19 protein-coding genes are annotated in these 17,809 nt (G+C 39.6%); 7 read left to right on the top strand and 12 right to left on the bottom strand.

Going from position 1 to position 17,809, the window contains the following annotated elements:
- Positions 1-180 precede the first annotated feature (180 nt).
- On the bottom strand, positions 181-1,374 hold the full coding sequence (locus MHB44_RS09855; RefSeq protein WP_341302607.1) for a hypothetical protein: 1,194 nt from the start codon (positions 1,372-1,374) through the stop codon (positions 181-183).
- Complete coding sequence (locus MHB44_RS09850; RefSeq protein ID WP_341302606.1) at positions 1,367-1,873, bottom strand: sigma-70 family RNA polymerase sigma factor; 507 nt, start codon at positions 1,871-1,873, stop codon at positions 1,367-1,369. Before MHB44_RS09850 ends, MHB44_RS09855 begins: the two co-directional genes overlap by 8 nt.
- Positions 1,874-1,987: 114 nt before the next feature.
- On the opposite strand from MHB44_RS09850, the gene MHB44_RS09845 reads away from it, so the two are divergent.
- From MHB44_RS09845 to MHB44_RS09835, 3 genes are read left to right on the top strand one after another with little or no spacing between them, the layout of a single operon-like run.
- A complete protein-coding gene (locus MHB44_RS09845) occupies positions 1,988-2,413 on the top strand; it encodes a MerR family transcriptional regulator (RefSeq protein ID WP_341302605.1) in 426 nt (141 codons plus the stop codon).
- Positions 2,406-2,768, top strand: coding sequence for a DUF4260 domain-containing protein (locus MHB44_RS09840; protein ID WP_341302604.1), 363 nt, complete (start codon positions 2,406-2,408; stop codon positions 2,766-2,768). Before MHB44_RS09845 ends, MHB44_RS09840 begins: the two co-directional genes overlap by 8 nt.
- Positions 2,768-3,109 (top strand): YrdB family protein, encoded by a 342-nt coding sequence (locus MHB44_RS09835; protein ID WP_341302953.1) that lies wholly within the window; start codon positions 2,768-2,770, stop codon positions 3,107-3,109. Before MHB44_RS09840 ends, MHB44_RS09835 begins: the two co-directional genes overlap by 1 nt.
- A 47-nt stretch (positions 3,110-3,156) precedes the next feature.
- Here MHB44_RS09835 and MHB44_RS09830 read toward each other — a convergent pair whose 3' ends face one another.
- The 3 genes from MHB44_RS09830 to MHB44_RS09820 all read right to left on the bottom strand — a co-directional run bounded on the left by MHB44_RS09830 (position 3,157) and on the right by MHB44_RS09820 (position 6,903).
- Positions 3,157-4,932 carry a sodium:proton antiporter gene (locus tag MHB44_RS09830; RefSeq protein WP_341302603.1) on the bottom strand — a complete coding sequence of 592 codons (1,776 nt, stop codon included), beginning with the start codon at positions 4,930-4,932 and terminating at the stop codon, positions 3,157-3,159.
- Between the two features lie 318 nt (positions 4,933-5,250).
- Positions 5,251-6,267 carry an inorganic phosphate transporter gene (locus MHB44_RS09825; protein WP_341302602.1) on the bottom strand — a complete coding sequence of 339 codons (1,017 nt, stop codon included), beginning with the start codon at positions 6,265-6,267 and terminating at the stop codon, positions 5,251-5,253.
- Between the two features lie 15 nt (positions 6,268-6,282).
- Positions 6,283-6,903: a DUF47 family protein gene (locus MHB44_RS09820; protein ID WP_053995867.1), complete on the bottom strand. Its 621-nt coding sequence runs from the start codon at positions 6,901-6,903 to the stop codon at positions 6,283-6,285.
- 398 nt (positions 6,904-7,301) lie between these two features.
- On the opposite strand from MHB44_RS09820, the gene MHB44_RS09815 reads away from it, so the two are divergent.
- From MHB44_RS09815 to MHB44_RS09805, 3 genes are all read left to right on the top strand, one after another.
- Positions 7,302-8,066, top strand: coding sequence for a TSUP family transporter (locus tag MHB44_RS09815; RefSeq protein ID WP_341302601.1), 765 nt, complete (start codon positions 7,302-7,304; stop codon positions 8,064-8,066).
- A 101-nt stretch (positions 8,067-8,167) separates the two neighbouring features.
- Positions 8,168-9,559 carry a Na+/H+ antiporter NhaC gene (nhaC, locus tag MHB44_RS09810; protein WP_341302600.1) on the top strand — a complete coding sequence of 464 codons (1,392 nt, stop codon included), beginning with the start codon at positions 8,168-8,170 and terminating at the stop codon, positions 9,557-9,559.
- Between the two features lie 77 nt (positions 9,560-9,636).
- On the top strand, positions 9,637-10,392 hold the full coding sequence (locus MHB44_RS09805; RefSeq protein WP_341302599.1) for a methyltransferase domain-containing protein: 756 nt from the start codon (positions 9,637-9,639) through the stop codon (positions 10,390-10,392).
- A gap of 32 nt (positions 10,393-10,424) precedes the next feature.
- On the opposite strand, the gene MHB44_RS09800 is transcribed toward MHB44_RS09805, so the two are convergent.
- Positions 10,425-11,159: a sulfite exporter TauE/SafE family protein gene (locus tag MHB44_RS09800; protein WP_341302598.1), complete on the bottom strand. Its 735-nt coding sequence runs from the start codon at positions 11,157-11,159 to the stop codon at positions 10,425-10,427.
- Positions 11,152-12,021 carry a LysR family transcriptional regulator gene (locus MHB44_RS09795; protein ID WP_341302597.1) on the bottom strand — a complete coding sequence of 290 codons (870 nt, stop codon included), beginning with the start codon at positions 12,019-12,021 and terminating at the stop codon, positions 11,152-11,154. The genes MHB44_RS09800 and MHB44_RS09795 overlap by 8 nt, the downstream gene beginning before the upstream one ends.
- Positions 12,022-12,133: 112 nt before the next feature.
- On the opposite strand from MHB44_RS09795, the gene MHB44_RS09790 reads away from it, so the two are divergent.
- A complete protein-coding gene (locus tag MHB44_RS09790; protein ID WP_341302596.1) occupies positions 12,134-12,901 on the top strand; it encodes a sporulation protein in 768 nt (255 codons plus the stop codon).
- A gap of 329 nt (positions 12,902-13,230) precedes the next feature.
- Here MHB44_RS09790 and ptsP read toward each other — a convergent pair whose 3' ends face one another.
- The 5 genes from ptsP to nagA are packed head-to-tail and all read right to left on the bottom strand — an operon-like array spanning position 13,231 to position 17,794.
- Positions 13,231-14,943 carry a phosphoenolpyruvate--protein phosphotransferase gene (gene ptsP, locus MHB44_RS09785; protein WP_341302595.1) on the bottom strand — a complete coding sequence of 571 codons (1,713 nt, stop codon included), beginning with the start codon at positions 14,941-14,943 and terminating at the stop codon, positions 13,231-13,233.
- A complete protein-coding gene (locus MHB44_RS09780) occupies positions 14,940-15,206 on the bottom strand; it encodes an HPr family phosphocarrier protein (protein ID WP_341302594.1) in 267 nt (88 codons plus the stop codon). Before MHB44_RS09780 ends, ptsP begins: the two co-directional genes overlap by 4 nt.
- Positions 15,203-15,907: a glucosamine-6-phosphate deaminase gene (locus MHB44_RS09775; protein WP_341302593.1), complete on the bottom strand. Its 705-nt coding sequence runs from the start codon at positions 15,905-15,907 to the stop codon at positions 15,203-15,205. Before MHB44_RS09775 ends, MHB44_RS09780 begins: the two co-directional genes overlap by 4 nt.
- Before the next feature lie 13 nt (positions 15,908-15,920).
- Positions 15,921-16,631 carry an SIS domain-containing protein gene (locus MHB44_RS09770; protein WP_341302592.1) on the bottom strand — a complete coding sequence of 237 codons (711 nt, stop codon included), beginning with the start codon at positions 16,629-16,631 and terminating at the stop codon, positions 15,921-15,923.
- A gap of 14 nt (positions 16,632-16,645) precedes the next feature.
- Positions 16,646-17,794 carry an N-acetylglucosamine-6-phosphate deacetylase gene (gene nagA / locus MHB44_RS09765; RefSeq protein WP_341302591.1) on the bottom strand — a complete coding sequence of 383 codons (1,149 nt, stop codon included), beginning with the start codon at positions 17,792-17,794 and terminating at the stop codon, positions 16,646-16,648.
- Positions 17,795-17,809 lie beyond the last annotated feature (15 nt).

Genomic DNA, 17,809 nt, shown 5'->3' with positions numbered 1-17,809 from the left:
ACAATTCTTTGGACTTATTTATTTTCCATAATTTAAGTAATTAATCCTATTCATTAAGCGTATTATGTATTATGCTGTACAATTTAAATGTATTATCTCCCTTAAGTTCTGCTAAGCTGGTACAAATAGATCAGCAAAAAACAAGTCTCCTATATAAGACTTGTTTTAAAAAATAGCGACTTAGGCTTCTTCTATTCCTAAAAGGGTCTTTAGTTGTGTTGATTTTCCCCCTCTTAATTGAATCTCCCCGCTTCCTACCTTTTGGAGATACAATAATCCACCATAACCTTTCCAAATTTCAATGCGCACACCTTCTAGTATAAAGGAATAGTCAGGAGGTCTGCCGATATGCTCTGTAGGATGCCAAATTATACCCTGCAAAATTTGAGCTACCTCCTGTTCATTTTGTACCTCAAGCTGCTTTGTCACATTTGCATCTAAAACTTCCATACTATCTAATAACCCATATTTAGCCACAACTCCATCGCTTTCCATGATATGTGTGCTAATTGAATGCAATGTAATATAGTCCCCTTTTGCTACAGAAAAATCAGTTAACACAGGATACCACTTAGCCTCTTCATATTGTTGCATAACTTCTTCCTTCGATAGCCGTTCAATATCCGTAGGAATTACGCCTTCCACAAATAAAAACGTATTCTCTTCTACTTGTGCAACTGTTCCTACTTTGCTGGAACCACGTAAGCCAATAGTCATTTCAATATCATTTGCCCGTTGAAATTCAGTTGCCTGCTCTGCAAATTGTGCTTGAAAATAATGACTCGCCTCAATATCTGCTACTTCTTGAGAGGGGTGGAAGGTTGGATATTTTTCCTTATACAGAGCATATAGCTTTGTTCTAATCACATACATTGGCAATAATGGCTCCAGATAGGCTTCCACATATTGCGCTGGCTTTAACCCTTGGAACAGCCCTGCAAAGTCCGGTACTTGCTGAAGCAGATTCAATTCCTCGAGTTGTTTTTTTCTCTCTGCCTCCAGGTCTGCTTTCGTATAAGTGAGACCTAATGACTTTCCGAAATAATAAGAGGCTACAAGCTTCTCATAGCTACGATAAGCTTCATTTTTATAAAATACTTCCTCTTGTCGGGGCCACATCGTATGACTTATCTTTTCAAAATGCTCAAGCTGTGTTTCATGAAACAGCGCAGTTCCCTGTTCAGTATCCTTTGCTATAAGCTGTACTAGCATAAACCCTACTAGACAAATTGTTAAAATAGCTGTTAATACGGAAAAACGCATTGGCTTTTTGCCTCTGCCTTGTCGCTGCTGGCGTACTCGCTTCTTCACACGCTCCTTGCTTGCTGTCATATCCCCTGCAACCTTTTCTAATTCCTTTTGCACATTATTCATGTCGTAGCACCTCCCACTCCTCCTGCTTTAAATAAGGCTTTAACGCTTCTCTTGCTCGCCTCAGCCTTGTTTTTACCGTATTTTCTGCAATTCCTAGCAACTGGGCAATTTCATGAATCTTCATTTCTTCATAATAATAAAGAATGATAGGCTCCCGGTAGAGCAGGGATAACTGTAAAATAGCGGCTCCAATTTGAGAGCGTTCCTCTGCAGCAATAAGCTCATCACGCTGTTTCTTTCCATGCAAAGGAAAGAGTTTTTCTTGGAATAATAATTTTTTATAATGCCAGCTTTTTAAATAATCCTTGCTTTGATTAATTGTGAGTGTTGATAAATAAGCCCGTAGCTGTCCTCGTTCCTCATAATCACGCTGCGAAAATTTAATCAAAACCTCCTGCACAATATCCTCCGCTGCATGACGGTTTTTCACATAAAAATAGGCGAGACGTAATAAATGCTCTGTATGTTCATCCATTATTTTTTCAAGTATGGCGTCCACCTCCCCCTCTTACACTATAAACGATTACCAATAGCCGACCGTTTCATCTTCTTGCAAATACTTCTTGACCTTGGAGTCTACTCCAATGTTAGGATCAATGGAGGAGGTGCCTGTATGAGAATTAAACAATTCGCAGAGAAGTTTTCTGTCACAACCGATACTATTCGTTACTATGAAAAGGAGGGGCTATTGTATCCAGCGAAACAAAACAATGGCTATCGTGTTTTTAATGCTAGCTGCGAGCATACCATGAAATTAATTATCGTGCTACGACAGCTTGGCTTTACCCTACAAGAAATAAAGCAGTTACTGACACTCGGTCAAAAGCCTATCTCAGCAGCATGCAATAAGGAAACAATGCTGCTTTTTTCTACAAAAATTGCCTATATCGAACAGCAACTGCATTTTTATCAGCATGCATTGCAATCCTTACAGCTCACGCAAACATATATAGCAGATGGCCAATATGCAGAGAATCAGGAAAAAATCGCTGGATTAATAGAGGATATGTATCAAAATTTACAGAAGGGACGTGACTAAGCTGAAACTCCGCAAGCTCATCGCCTTAGAATATCTTATGGCCTTTAGCATCACAGCCTTTTTTTATGGACACTTGGATTTTTCATGGCTTTCTTTTATAGTGTTCATCTTGCTGCCTGATATTACAATGCTCGGTTACTTATGGAATACAAAAATAGGTGCTCTTTTCTATAATATAGGGCATAGCTTTGTGTTACCTGCTCTCCTTATGGTGATTGCCTTTATAACATCTACCCCAATACTTCTAATGACTGCCTTAATTTGGTTGGCACATATTTTCCTAGATCGCACACTTGGCTATGGTTTAAAATATGATGAAGCTTTTAAGAAAACGCATTTACAGCAAATTGTGTAATAGGAGGTAGCTATGATAGTCTATTTAGCACTACGTTTTTTATTAGAAATCGGTGTCCTATTAGCGGTTGGCTATTAGGGCGTATATACAGGGAAAATGTGATTTTTCAATTTTTATGTGGTATTGCACTACCATTGCTGATCATAGGGCTATGGAGTATTTTTGGGGCACCTAAAACAATGATGCCATTAAATTCCTTTATGCATGCTCTTGTGGAAATTGCACTATTTACATTGGCTGTGCTTGCTTTGTATAACACAGGCAAAACTTCGTTAGCTATTACGTTTGCACTAATGGTTCTTTTCAATCAAATGCTATCCTTTCTTTTGAAGACCAGCTAAAAAACCAGCCACTCTAAACGGTTAGCTCCCGAATAGAGTGGCTGGTTTTAACCAATTAAACTAATAATGGTATGCGGTTCCTGTTTTAGATCGTCATATTTATTGACCATATCTAACACAATATCTCCACCCTGTGTAAGGGCATACACCATGACTGCATAAGGATTTTGCTCTAAATAAACCTTCCATGTAAATACTTCTGTAATTTTCGTTTGACGCAGTTGCGCACCTTGCTCTACCAGTTCATTTAATCGATGAATATCATGGTGTGCATCCACAAGAAGCTGTCCCCCATACTTCCGTGAGTAATTTTTAGGATCTGTAGAGTGTAAAGCCGTTTGATAAATATTAAGACGTCCTAATTCAGGAACAAAGTCTGCACAAACTAGAACATTATAAGCATCCTGCTTTGTCGCCACAATAAGCTGATCATATGGGGTTAAATCAACATAAAATTCCGTATGCTCACTTAATATATCGCCCGTTTCCGTTGTAATACCATTTTGCCGCGCTGGTGTTAAATCTTCCCATGAACGATCCATCAATAACACATCAATACCATTATTTTTGAGGGATATGGCTAATTGCGTGGTAAATGGAGAAGCTCCTACAATGATAATACCTGTACCAGAAGAGGCTTGTAAATTTAGCTTCTTTGCTAGCCAGCCAATACTAAAGCCATGGGCAACAACCGTGGCAAATACAAGGGCTAGCGTTAGAGCTGTGAGTAATTGTGCACTTTGAAAGCCTACTTCTTGAAGCGCTGTCGCAAAGTAACCAGAAACTGTTAATGCTACAATTCCTCTTGGTGCAATCCAGCCTATCAGTGCCCGCTCCTCCAGCGTTAAGCCTGTATTAATCGTGGCAATCCAAATGGATAATGGACGAACAACAAACATCATTGCTAGTACAAAGAGTAGCATACGCCAATCAATAATTTGCCCTAAAATATCAATCGTTAGTGAGGATGTTAACATAATAAAGACGCTTGAAATTAAAATAACAGAAATGTTTTCTTTAAAATGTAGCAATTCATGATGACTCGTTAAATGCATATTCGCCATCACCAGCCCCATCACAGTCACAGCTAGCAAGCCTGTCTCATGCATAATCGCATCACTTATCGCAAACACCAGTAAAATCATTGCTAGCAGTAAAGGCGATTTTAAAAACTCGGGAATCAAACTTCGTTCCAAGCATTGCCCCATTATAAAGCCTATAAGCCCACCTAAAAGAGCCGCTAAAAAAGCAGAAACAAAGAAAACCGTTAAGGAGGTGCCACCCTCTAATTGATAAATGCCTAACACAACTTGATAAGCAAATAAAGCCAGCAAAGCTCCGAATGGATCAACCACAATGCCCTCCCATTTAAGAATCGCCGCTGGTCGCTCCTTGAGTTTTGCCTGTCTTAGTAACGGTAAAATCACCGTTGGCCCTGTCACAATAAATAAGCCACCAATGACAAAGGATACAGGCCATGATAAACCTGCAACAAAATGAGCCGCAACAGAACCTGTTAGCCAAGCAATAGCTGCTCCTACTGTGGAAATGCGTAAAATAGATTTCCGGAACCCTCGTATTTCGCGAAAATCGAGACTTAAGCTTCCTTCAAATAAAATAACAGCCACAGCCAGAGAAATAAGTGTTTGAAACATCGGCCCAAATGTTTCTTTCGGGGACACTAATCCTGTAAAAGGACCAATCAACAAACCGGCTATACTCATAATAACAATCGCTGGCATCCGAAAACGCCACGCAAGCCATTGGGAAAATAAACCGATAAAAATAATAAACGGTAACTGAAATAATAGATTATCGAGCATATGTATCACCTACTTACATGGACTAAGAATATATACCTTTTCCTGTTTTTTATTCAGGATAAACCTATTATGTTCAATTTTTACTTTAATTATCATATAGGCACCAGTATTATCTCAACATTATCATAAAAGCAATTGCTTGATAAAGCGGCCACAACCTGCACCAGTCCTGATTGGCGCTCTATCCACTGCTTTGCTAGCTCTATCCATTACTCTTCTCCTTCTATTCTCCACTTTTGCGGTTCTAACCACCCTACCTTCACTCGCGCTAGAAGCCTCCACCAAAAAAAGAAACGCACAATATGCTGTGCGTTCCTTTTAGAAAAATAAACTTAAAATATAGTAAATTAATGCTGCCATGACAGCAGAGATTGGCATCGTGATAACCCATGTTGTGACGATTTTGCGTGCCATTCCCCATTTTACACCTTTCACACGGTGTGCTGTTCCTACACCCATGATAGATGAAGAAATAACATGTGTTGTGGATACAGGTAAATGGATTAATGTCGCACCAAAAATGATGGAAGCAGAAGCTAAATCTGCCGCTACCCCATTCACGGGGCGAATTTTCATAATCTTTCCGCCAACCGTTTTAATGATTTTATAACCACCAACAGAGGTACCTAGTCCCATCGCAGCCGCTGCTGCAAAACGTACCCAGAAGGGAATATCATCCCCTTGATGTAAGCCACCTGCAATTAACGCAAGAGTAATAATCCCCATCGCCTTTTGCGCATCATTTGTACCATGTGTAAATGATTGTAGGGCTGCTGTTCCGATTTGCATTGTACGAAAACCCTTGTTTGTGCGATATAAATTCATATCTTTAAAGATTGTTTTCAATATCGTCATCATCAGGAAACCAGCCGCAAAGGCTAGTAATGGTGAAAAAATAAGTGCTTGAATAATTTTAATAAACCCTTCATAGTTCAAAATATTAAAGCCTGCTGCGGCAATGGCTGCACCTGCCACAGAGCCAATTAATGTATGGGAAGAACTCGATGGAATTCCGAAATACCATGTTAATAAATTCCATGTGATGGCAGATAATAGGGCAGCTAAAATAACAACAGAACCTGTAATATCGCCATCATAAGCATTTAATGTAAATGGATCTACAATATCTTTTGTTAAAGCTTTTGCTACCCCAACAAATGTAATCGCTCCGACGAAGTTCATCACCGCAGCCATATAAACTGCTGTACGAGGCTTTAAGGCACGAGTTGATACAGATGTGGCAATGGCATTTGCAGTATCATGGAAGCCGTTAATAAAGTCAAATATAAGGGCGAATATAACGACTAGTATGGTGATTAATAAGATTGTATCCATTTCGTACACTCCATCTTATGCATTACGCATAATTATTGTTTCAATTGTGTTTGCGACTGTTTGACAGCTATCCGCAATATCCTCAAATTGCTCATAGATATCTTTGAAAACAATAATGCGCATTGGGTCTTTTTCTTGGATAAATAACTGCTTCATAGAGGAGCGAAAAATTTCATCACATTCACGCTCATTATCCTTAATTTGAATCGCATGCTTACGCATATCTACAAGCTTTTTACTATTTAATAGCTCCATCGCTTGTACCATTTCATCTGTGCTCTTGGCAATATATGTGAGGAATTGACGCATTGGTTCTGTTACTTCAGTTAAGTTGTACATATCGAAATGCGCAATACAGCCTTCCATTCCATCAATTACATCATCTAACTTATTAGCTAACGCTAAGATATCCTCACGCTCGATTGGTGTCATAAAAGATTTATTTAACATGACAATCAATTCATGGATTAGTTTATCGCCACTTGTTTCATATTGCTTCATTGTCCCAGCAATTTCTTTTAACGCATCTATATCTTCAATGCGGGCATTATGGGCATAATAAATACCCTCATTCACATTTTTAGCGATTTTTAATAATGATTGAAAAAATGGATCTTGCTTATTTGAGTTGAACATTCTGTTCGGTTCCTCCCGTTAAATAAAAATTGTCGATTGCTGACATCATCATAACAAAACATTTACACAATTCTACAAAGTTTTAAACATAAAGCGGTTGAATTTACAAAAATGTAATATAAATTTCGCCACATTTATTTTTATGTTGTTTTCTAAGTTGAAATCGTTGGAAACTAACTATCAAAAAATCCCGTTTTTTCTTTAAATATGATCGTTTTTTCTTTTATTTTTACAAAAATACTTGAAAAAAACTTTTTTTCTTTCAATTACTTTTACATATAAAATGTTAAGGAATTGTAAACGATATTTACATAAATATAGTAATGTTTCATTGTTATTTTTTATCATTCACAGTACGCTTATAAGAAAAATTACTGAGAAAGATGTGAACTATACATATGGATATCGACTTCCTTTCCCTCGCTCTATTATTACTAGTCAGTTTTATCGCATCCTTTTTAAATGCCATTGTTGGGGGCGGAGGGCTTATCTCCCTGCCTGCATTATTGGCTATTGGCTTACCGCCAAGTACAGCGATTGCCACAAACAAGCTGGCGAATACGATTAGCAATGGCACAAGTATGCTGACCTTTTTACGTGCAGGAAAAGTGGATTTTAAAAAAATTGGTAAAATCCTTCCTTTTATTTTTCTAGGCTCCTTGCTTGGTGCATATACTGTCCACCTTGTATCTCCTGCTATTTTAAAGCCGCTTATGCTTGTTATGCTCGTCCTTGTGACAGCTTATACAATATGGAAAAAGGATTGGGGACAGCAGCCTCAACAACGTGTGCTTCATACAGCAAAAAAAATAGCATATATGGGGGCATTTACAGCGATTGGCTTTTACGATGGCTTTTTTGGACCAGGGACAGGCTCATTTTTTATTTTTCTGTTACTTATGATGGGACATGATTTTTTACAGGCTGCGGGTAATGCTAAAGCGTTTAATTTTACCTCGAATTTAGCCGCTCTTATGATGTTTTTATATTTAGGGGAAGTTAATTTTTTATATGGCTTCTCAATGGGCTTTGTCATGATTTTTGGAGCAATTTTAGGCTCAAAATTTGCACTAAAGGGCGGTACAAAAATGATGCGTGTTATTTTTATTATGATGACATGTATACTCATTGTAAAAAATGCTTGGGATTATTTTTCGCATTGATTATAGCAATTTTCTGTCAATTGACAAAATATATGCTTGTGCTATAATTCTTTTTGGCTTCAACGCGTTGAAGCGAAGAAGTATTTAATAGGAGGACTTATATGTTTCGTATTGAAGCAAAGAGCAATCCTCGATTTATAGAGGCATGCTTTATGATAGTATTGTGCATTACTATTCTGGCTATAAGCATTGGCTATTTACAAGCAACCCCACATATCCCTATTTTCCTTGTTATTGTCCTGTTGCTCACGTATGGTTTACTGAAAAAAATACCCTTTCGTGACCTTGAAGGGGGAATGATTGCCGGAGCAAGTGCTGGGCTCGGTGCTGTCTTTATTTTTTTCTTTATTGGTCTATTAATTTCAAGTTGGATCATGGGTGGAACGATTCCAACTCTTATTTATTATGGCTTTTTAACGATTTCACCAAGCTTCTTCTTTGCCATTGTCTTTTTAATTTGTAGCATTGTGGGTGTGGCAGTTGGTAGCTCTTTAACAACGGTGGCAACAGTGGGCGTGGCATTTATAGGGATTGCGGGGGCGATGGATATATCGCTAGCCATAACTGCGGGCGCAATTGTGTCTGGTGCCTTCTTTGGCGATAAAATGTCCCCTTTATCCGATACAACCAATCTTGCCTCAGGTACAGTTGGGGTAGACTTATTTGAGCATATTAAAAATATGGGCTGGACAACCATTCCTGCCTTTCTGATTTCCTTTGTGCTTTATGCGATGTTGTCTCCAACAACGGCCACTACATCCTTTGATACAGTGGAGCAATTAAAAGAAGGCCTACTCACCACGGGAATGATTCATTGGTATACATTATTGCCAATCGCTGTCCTTATTATGATGACTTTTTATAAAGCACCTGCCATTCTCACATTAGCTGTTGTGTCCTTACTAGGTGTAGGTCTGGGCTCTATCATTAATCCGCTCCCCATTGCTGATGTCTTTCATATTCTTTTTGATGGCTATGTATCGCAAACGAATTATCCAGCAGTCGATGCGTTGTTAACACGCGGAGGAATGAATAGTATGCTGGGTACAATTGCGCTTGTGTTACTTGCTTTAACAATGGGCGGATTATTATTTACACTTGGGATTATTCAAAGTATTTTAGCAAGGGTGGAAAGCTTGTTTAAAAGCGCTGGCTCTGTGATTACAGGAGCTGCGATTACAGGCGTTGGTGTGAATACATTAATCGGGGAGCAATATTTATCAATTTTATTAACAGGGGAGGCCTTTAAAGCACAGTTTGCGAAGGTTGGCCTTGCGCCGAAAAATCTTTCTCGTGTGATGGAGGATGCAGGCACAGTCGTTAACCCACTTGTACCTTGGAGCGTTTGCGGCATTTTTATCGCCAGTGTCCTTGATATTTCCACCTTGGCTTATTTACCGTTTACCTTCTTCTGTTTACTAGGACCTATTTTAACAGTAATCTTTGGCTGGAGTGGCAAAACATTAACCAAATTACCGTCTAATTCCAATTAGGCATCAAAATCTATCGTTTTTGGCATTTCTGTTGTTGCTTGTTCTTTGCTATGCTCAAATAAAGGAGATGAAAGCATATGACCACACAATGGAATGCACAGTTATATGATCACAAGCACGACTTTGTTTCAAAATTTGGTGAAAGCTTAATTGATGTATTAGCACCTCAAAAGCATGAAAGTATTTTAGATGTGGGCTGTGGTACAGGTGATTTAGCCTATGAAATTTCAACATTTGGTACTACTGTCATAGGGGTGGATGCCTCTGCCGAAATGATTGCTGCGGCACAGCAAAAATACCCTGCCATTGCCTTTCAAACAATGGATGCCACAGCTATGCCCTTTACACAAGCCTTTGATGCAGTCTTCTCTAATGCTGCCCTTCATTGGATGAAAGAACCTGATAGGGTGATCGGTAATATTTACAAGGCACTTAAGGAGGATGGACGCTTTATTGCTGAGATGGGTGGACAAGGTAATATTGCCTCGATTGTTTGGGCTTTACAAACAAGTATGGAGGCCTTGAATTTCCCTTATCACGAGCAATATTTCCCATGGTACTTCCCAAGTCTCGAGGACTATCAATTGAAGTTAGAAAATGCGGGATTTAAAGTGGAGATGATTACACTCTATCAACGTCCCACACCGCTTCAAGGAGATGATGGTCTACGCAACTGGTTAGTGATGTTTAGCCATAATATACTACAGCATCTATCAGAGGCAGAGAAAGAACAGGTTTATGCCAAATGTGAGGAATTATTAAAGCCAATCCTCTTCCAACAAGGACAGTGGATTGCCGATTACTGCCGCCTACGTTTTATTGCCTATAAATAGAGAAAGGTTACTAGAGCAATCTAGTAGCCTTTTTATATATGCCAGTAAGTAATAGTGTCTGTTATACCCATAAAAATTAATAGTAGCCCTGCAACTATTTGTATCACTCTCCCCACTTTCATACTTGTACGCAGCACTAAACGCTTTGCATTCAATAAATAGATAAGTAGCAGCATTACTAGTAATGGTATTGAGGTGGCAATGCCAAAAATAGTTGGTAATAACAGTCCATAGGAAACGCTTGCGACAAGCGGCATCAGCCAAGCAAAAAATAGCACAAACATCGTTGGACAAAAGGCAATGGAAAAGCTAGCTCCCATTAAAAAGGAGCCTGCCTTGCCCTCTTTTACGACAGAAGGAAGAAGCGCTGATAGACGCTGTAAAAACTTTAATTGAAATAAACCAAGTAATACAAGTCCTGTTATGATCATAAGAGGCCCAATGACTTTGCGAAACATTGGAAAATAGAGTGTCATCTTTGTTTCAAATGACTGTCCAAAAAGCCAGGCCAAAAGACCAAGCCCACTAAAAACAACGACTTTGCCAAGTATAAAACAAAAAATCTCCTGCCAATTGCCCTTCATTTGCAATGTTCGATTACCATAAAATGTGATAGCACTTATATTTCCTGTAAGCTGACACGGAGCTAAAGCCCCAAGCAAACCGAGTAGCACCGCCATTACCAATGCCGAGTGCTGGTAATGAAGCAAAAATTGGGTAATAGGCTCACTTATCCATTGACTAATTGTTGATAATATACTATACATCCCCATCCACCTTGTAAACAATATCGCAAACCGCTAAAAATGCATCAAAATCCACAGAGGTATATTTCGTTAACGCATATGTATTAGACTTAATATGAGCAAATTCCGCCACTGCGTAACGATGCAACAGATGTTGTTGATAGTCTGCCTCGATCACACTTTTTGGCAAAAAGGCAATCCCTAGTCCATGCTTAACAAAGTTTTTAATCACCTCTGTTTGATTAATATGCATCGTTTGATAGCTTGTGAATTGCTGAAGCACCTGCTGAACCTCCTGCCAATAAGGGGCATATTCATGTGTTAACAGTGTTTCCTGCTGAAGTAATACCATGGCATTCAGCTCTTTTTTAGCGATAGGGGCAATTAATTGCAACGGCTCCTGTGCTAAAATAACCGTATGTAACTCACGCGTAGACGTTAATTTCGATAAACCAATATCTACTGTTCCCGTGTACACAGCTTCTCCGATTTCATTAGATTTTAGCAGCTCAATCACCACTTGAATCGTTGGCTTTCTGTGCTGAAACTCTTTGATAATAGTAGGTAATGTGGAATTGGCGATTTGTGGCGCAACGCCGATCGTTAGCTTCGATGTATAGCCCTGCAAAAAGGACTCCATATTTTGCAATCCTTCATCTAAAATAGTAAGCATTCTTTGTGCCTGCTGATAAAAATAAGCACCTGAGCGATTTAATATGACCTGCTTCCCCTGTCTGTCAAACAATGTTGTTTGCAACGCCCTTTCTAAATGCTGGATATGCTTTGTTACCGTTGATTGAGTGATAAATCGTTTTTCAGCCGTCTCGCGAAAATTTTCAGTTTGAGCAGCAACCATAAATGTGCGCAACCATTCTGTCTCCATTCATCTGCCCCTTTCATTTTTCCCCTAGTATAGCGAAAAATTTGCTGCACTTGAAACCTTTTTTCTAAATAAGCGTATGTATAGCTAACAATATCAGTAGGAGGAATGAAAGATGTCTTTTTTTCAGAAAGCTTTAGCAAGTATCGGAATTGGTTCAGCAACCGTTGATACAAGGTTAGACAAGGATACTTATCGTGCTGGAGAGGTTATGCGAGGAGAAATCATTGTGCGTGGCGGTCAAGTCGAGCAACAAGTGGATACCATCTATCTATCAGTTAATACCACGTATATTCGTGAGTCGAATGACCACAAACATACAGAGGTGGCCGCACTACAAAAAGTCAAAGTAACAGAGCCTTTCTTACTGGTGGCTGGTGAAGAAAAGATATTTCCCATTTCATTAACACTGCCATTTGAAACGCCGATTAGTGCTGGTAATACACAGGTTTGGATTCAAACTGGCCTTGACATTAAAAATGCAGTTGATCCAGGTGATAAGGATTATATTCGTGTCGAGCCCACTGCACTTGCAGGACATATATTAGATGCTATTCGTGGATTAGGTTTCCGTTTACATGAAGCTGAATGTGAACAGGCTCCTTCACGCTTCCGTGGCTACTATCCATTTGTCCAGGAATTTGAATTTGTGCCTACAGGTCCATTTAGAAAGCATTTAGATGAGCTGGAAATTGTTTTCTTATCTCAATCCAATCATTCCGCAGAAATTTTAATGCAAATTGATCGTAAAGCAAGAGGAATTGGTAGCTTCTTTGCCGAGGCATTAGATATGGATGAAAGCTATGTTCGAACAACGATAACGATGCACGACCTACCAACACTGCAAGCTAAGCTTCAGCAAATCATTTCGAAACATATATAATTTACTAAAAAGTAGTTGAACCTTATTTTCAGCTACTTTTTATTTGCAATCATTCCCAAATAATAAAGTGTGATTAAAAAGCTCAACCTTCATCTATTTGAGATTGCAATCGAAAAGCGGAATGTACTTCCTCATGAATGCGTTTTTATAGAGGATCATCCAAGGGGCTTAGCATGAGCATTTTGGAAAGGGATGGACAATGGAAAGCTGTTGAAGTGAATGCCATCGTAGAGAATTTATTAGAATTGCCTGCCGTCAACACTTTAAGTAAACAAAGTTAAAAACCCATCTACCATAACTGTTTGTTGGTAGATGGGCTTTGGTCTAGCTTATTTCATAGCTTGCTTTACTTTTTCTACTACTTCCTCAGCTGTCGCTAACTGTAATGCCTCAGTTGCTAAAGACTGCATCTCTGGGACAGTTAGTTGTTTTAGCAAGTCGCGTGTTTTTAAAATGGATGTGGCACTCATGGAGAACTCGTCTAAGCCTAAGCCCAGTAATAGCGGAACAGCTAGCTCATCGCCTGCCATTTCTCCACACATTCCTACCCATTTCTGTTCTTGATGGGCAGCTTTAATGACCATTTGAATTAAGCGTAAAATGGCTGGGTTATACGGCTGATATAAATAAGAAACTTTTTCATTCATCCGATCGGCAGCCATCGTATATTGAATTAAATCATTTGTGCCAATGGAGAAAAAATCCACTTCTTTTGCAAAAATATCTGCCATTACGGCTGTAGCTGGAATTTCAACCATCATCCCGACCTCTATAGCCGCACTTACTGCAATGCCTTCAGCTATCAGCTTTTCCTTTTCTTCAAGCAAAATTGCTTTTGCCTCACGAAATTCCTGAATTGTCGCAATCATTGGGAACATAATTTTTAAGTTACCGTATACAGATGCTCGAAGTAATGCGCGCAATTGTGTTCGGAATAGCTCCTGTTGATCTAAACATAGACGAATGGCACGATGTCCAAGGAATGGGTTCATTTCTTCTTGCAATGGTAAATATGGCAAGTGTTTGTCGCCACCAATATCCAGTGTTCGAATAACAACTGGCTTGCCCTTCATTCCCTCAATAACCGTTTTATATGCTGTAAACTGTTCATCCTCTGATGGCAGGTTTTCTCGACCCATATATAAAAATTCTGTACGATACAAGCCAATTCCTTCTGCCCCATGACGCAATACACCATCCAAGTCACTTGGGGATCCAATATTGGCCGCAAGCTCAATATGCACGCCATCCTTAGACATAGTTTGTTCGTTCACGAGTGTAACCCATTCCGCCTGCTGTGTACGATAGCTTTGAGCCTTTTCCTGGTAATCTGCAATCACATCTGCTGTTGGATTCACAAGGACTTGACCTGATAAACCATCCACAATCAACCAGTCGCCATTTTGAATTGTTGTCGTTGCTGTCCCTGCACCCACTACGGCTGGGATTTCTAAACTACGTGCCATGATGGCTGAATGGGAGGTACGGCCGCCAATATCGGTAATAAAACCGAGAACATAGTTGCGGTCCAATTGGGCTGTCTCTGAAGGTGTCAGATCATTCGCCACGATAATGACCTGTTCATTGATATTGCTTGGATTTGGAATATGTACACCAAGTAAATGTGCTAATATGCGATTTGTCACATCTTTAATATCTGATGCACGAGCACTCATATATTCGTCATCCATACCTTCAAATAATGTCACAAACATAGAGGACACTTCATGCAGTGCATACTCTGCGTTCACCGCCTCATCTGCAATTTTTTGATTGATCGGCCCAATTAATTCAGGATCATTGACCACTAATAAATGCGCCTCAAAAATCGCTGCTTCTTCTGCACTAAATTTTTTCAATGTTTGCTGCTGAATAATCATCAGCTCTTGTACTGTTTTAGCAAGAGCAGCTGCCAAACGTTGCTGTTCAGCCTGGCTATCATGAACAGTTGTTTTCGTGAAGGTTAAATCTGGTTGGACAAAACGATACGCTTTGGCAATGGCAATGCCGTCAGAAGCGGCAATACCAGTAAGCTGTGTCATTGTGCTAGCCCCATTTCTGCAATTAGTGCTGTTAATGCTGCAAATGCTTGCTCTTCATCACTGCCCTCTACATAAAGGGTAAATTGTGAGCCAGGCTTAAGTGCTAGCCCCATCACACCTAAAATAGATTTTAAATTAGCTGCTTTTTCTGCTGTACGCACCTCGATTTCTGAAGCAAATGGAGTTGCTTTTGCGACCAGCTGACTTGCTGGACGTGCATGAATACCTAATGGATCGACTACAGTAAATTGTTGTGTTTTCATAATTTATTCTCCTCTTCTTGTAAGTCTGTTAAAACGATAACATTTGGATGTTTGGATAAAACGGTTGCAGGTACATCCTCTGTATAGTCAGAGGCTAGCACGCACTCTAAGGCATTGCGTTTTGTTTCTCCCACTGCGATTAATAAAACGCATTTTGCGCGCATAATTGATTGAATGCCCATCGTGTACGCCTGTGTTGGCACTTCGTCAATGGATGAAAAGAAACGCGCATTGGCTTGACGAGTAGATTCTTCAAGCGTCACAAGATGGGTTAAAGAAGCAAATGACGTACCAGGCTCATTGAAGCCGATATGACCATTTTGACCAATACCAAGCAATTGGAAGTCTAAGGGATATTGTTGCAATAATCCTTCATAGCGGGCTGTTTCCACTAGAGAATCTACTGCTAAACCATCTGGTAAATATGATGCTCGAAATGGTTTTTGGTGAAATAAATGTTTGTTCATATAATAGGCGTAGCTTTGCTTATGTGTTGCCTCAAGCCCAACATATTCATCCAAATTAAAGCTAATACAATTAGCAAAATCAATTTCTGTTTTACAAATCTTAGCATACACTGGTTCCATCGTTCCACCAGTAGCTAAGCCAAATGTGGTTGCACCATTATTTTTTACTTCTATTATAATGGCTGCTGCACGTGTATATAACTCCTCTTTTGAGGAGAACCTTTCGATTCTCACGCTATCTCCCCCTCTAAAAATGAATGCGACGTCCATATTGCTCAATCAATACATCATTATCGGTCTTGCCAACATTACTGCTACCAAACACTGGTAAGCTTGCATCTTGTTTATGCATAAGCTCAATAATTTCAGCAAATAATGCTTGTAATATTGTCGCCCCTAGTACAGTAGAAACAGGTGCATATTGCAATTGGTCGATCGATAAAATACCATCTCCTACTGGCACATGTGTATTTAAAACTGCATCAACGATATGCTCTAAACGCTTACCTGATGGATGGCGTGATGGCTGGTGTTGGTATGCTAATGATTGTAGTGATATGGTCAAAGCACCAGCTTCCTTTGCATATACTGCCATATCAATTGGCACAGGATTGCTGGCAGATGTGGAAATAATGATACAAACATCCTGTGCATCAAACTGTAGCTCATTCTTATAGGCTGCTAAAAAGTCTGCTGTCTTTTCATTTTGCGAGGATTGCCGTGCACCATGATGTAGCATTAATGACTCAATATGTATTGGTTTCACAGGCACTAAGCCCCCTGCACGGTAATAGCCTTCCTGTGCCAATAACATAGAATGCCCTGAGCCAAATAGTTGAATAATACCTCCATGTGCTAGGCGCTTCACAATTTGCTGGGCTATATGGGTAATTTGCTCGCTTTCCTGCTGGGCAATCATCGTGATATAGTGATTTACTTGCTGGAAATAAGTAGTCATTATCAGTCACCTTTTCATTTCAAGCTATACATAATCTGTCCAGCCTTAATAGTATGCTGCAATAGAAGCTGTTGATCCATAATTACTGCATCCGCATCATAGCCTTGTACAAGCTGTCCTTTTTCCCTTAATTTTAATTGCTGGGCTGCATTAAAACTGGACATTTTTACAAGTTCCTCCAATGTGCAATGGGTCACTTGTTGCATATTACGTACAGCCTGATCCATTTTTAAAATACTGCCAGCTAATGCGCCATTAGATAAATGAGCTCCTGCTTCTGTCACATGCACCATTTGCCCTCCCAAATCATAGTCCCCATATGGCATCCCCTTTGCACGCATTGCATCGGTAATTAAAATAAGGCCATCTGCCCCCTTTAAACGATAAGCCATCTCCACTGCTCCTTGATGGGCATGAATAAAGTCGACAATTAACTCAGCCTTTATAGCATCCAATAGCAAAACGCCTCCAACTACACCAGGGTCTCGATGATGAAATGGACGCATTTGATTGTATAAATGGGTTCCCTGTGTTGCACCTAATTGAACAGCTTTCTTCATTTGTTCAAATGTGGCATCTGCATGACCAATCGACACAATAACACCACTTGCTGCGATTTTTTGCACCGCTTTAAAGCCATTTGGTTCTTCTGGGGCTAGTGTAATTTGCTTAATTTTAAAGCCACTTAGTGCCTGCCATTTCGTAAACAGCTCAAGATCTGGCTGTACAATATAATCGAGAGGCTGTGCACCTGCACGCTTTTTGGAGACAAAAGGCCCTTCCACATGAATGCCAAGCAGCTCCGCCTCATCTGGCTGTGATTGAAACTGTGCAATATTGGCAATGGCACGCTCAATATTCTCATAGCTTTGTGTCATCGTTGTGGCTAAAAAGCTTGTTGTGCCCTCTTTTAATAATGATTTAGCCATCACATGAAGTCCTTCATCGGAAGCATCCATTGCATCCATTTGCGCAGAGCCATGAATATGCATATCAATAAAGCCTGGCAATAAAAATTTTCCTGCCCCGTCTAGCTGCTCAGTAGCATGAACATCAATATATGGAGCAATTTGTGCAATTTTGCCATTCTTCATCCATACATCCATTTGCTCTTCTCGACCAACTGCATTGACAACTGTGATGTTTCGAATTAATAAACTCAAGAAAAACATCTCCTC

The organism is Lysinibacillus sp. FSL H8-0500 (assembly GCF_038051955.1).
Taxonomy (GTDB): domain Bacteria; phylum Bacillota; class Bacilli; order Bacillales_A; family Planococcaceae; genus Lysinibacillus; species Lysinibacillus macroides.
The sequence above is the reverse complement of the archived record's forward strand: the minus strand, read 5'-3'. Positions and strand labels throughout refer to the sequence as shown.

What these genes read in the sequence shown, in the direction of transcription:
- MHB44_RS09855 (WP_341302607.1), bottom strand. Translation starts at nt 1,374, where the DNA reads ATGAATAATGTGCAAAAGGAATTAGAAAAGGTTGCAGGGGATATGACA.
- MHB44_RS09845 (WP_341302605.1), top strand. Translation starts at nt 1,988, where the DNA reads ATGAGAATTAAACAATTCGCAGAGAAGTTTTCTGTCACAACCGATACT.
- MHB44_RS09830 (WP_341302603.1), bottom strand. Translation starts at nt 4,932, where the DNA reads ATGCTCGATAATCTATTATTTCAGTTACCGTTTATTATTTTTATCGGT.
- MHB44_RS09825 (WP_341302602.1), bottom strand. Translation starts at nt 6,267, where the DNA reads ATGGATACAATCTTATTAATCACCATACTAGTCGTTATATTCGCCCTT.
- MHB44_RS09820 (WP_053995867.1), bottom strand. Translation starts at nt 6,903, where the DNA reads ATGTTCAACTCAAATAAGCAAGATCCATTTTTTCAATCATTATTAAAA.
- MHB44_RS09815 (WP_341302601.1), top strand. Translation starts at nt 7,302, where the DNA reads ATGGATATCGACTTCCTTTCCCTCGCTCTATTATTACTAGTCAGTTTT.
- nhaC (WP_341302600.1), top strand. Translation starts at nt 8,168, where the DNA reads ATGTTTCGTATTGAAGCAAAGAGCAATCCTCGATTTATAGAGGCATGC.
- MHB44_RS09805 (WP_341302599.1), top strand. Translation starts at nt 9,637, where the DNA reads ATGACCACACAATGGAATGCACAGTTATATGATCACAAGCACGACTTT.
- MHB44_RS09800 (WP_341302598.1), bottom strand. Translation starts at nt 11,159, where the DNA reads ATGTATAGTATATTATCAACAATTAGTCAATGGATAAGTGAGCCTATT.
- MHB44_RS09795 (WP_341302597.1), bottom strand. Translation starts at nt 12,021, where the DNA reads ATGGAGACAGAATGGTTGCGCACATTTATGGTTGCTGCTCAAACTGAA.
- MHB44_RS09790 (WP_341302596.1), top strand. Translation starts at nt 12,134, where the DNA reads ATGTCTTTTTTTCAGAAAGCTTTAGCAAGTATCGGAATTGGTTCAGCA.
- ptsP (WP_341302595.1), bottom strand. Translation starts at nt 14,943, where the DNA reads ATGACACAGCTTACTGGTATTGCCGCTTCTGACGGCATTGCCATTGCC.
- MHB44_RS09780 (WP_341302594.1), bottom strand. Translation starts at nt 15,206, where the DNA reads ATGAAAACACAACAATTTACTGTAGTCGATCCATTAGGTATTCATGCA.
- MHB44_RS09770 (WP_341302592.1), bottom strand. Translation starts at nt 16,631, where the DNA reads ATGACTACTTATTTCCAGCAAGTAAATCACTATATCACGATGATTGCC.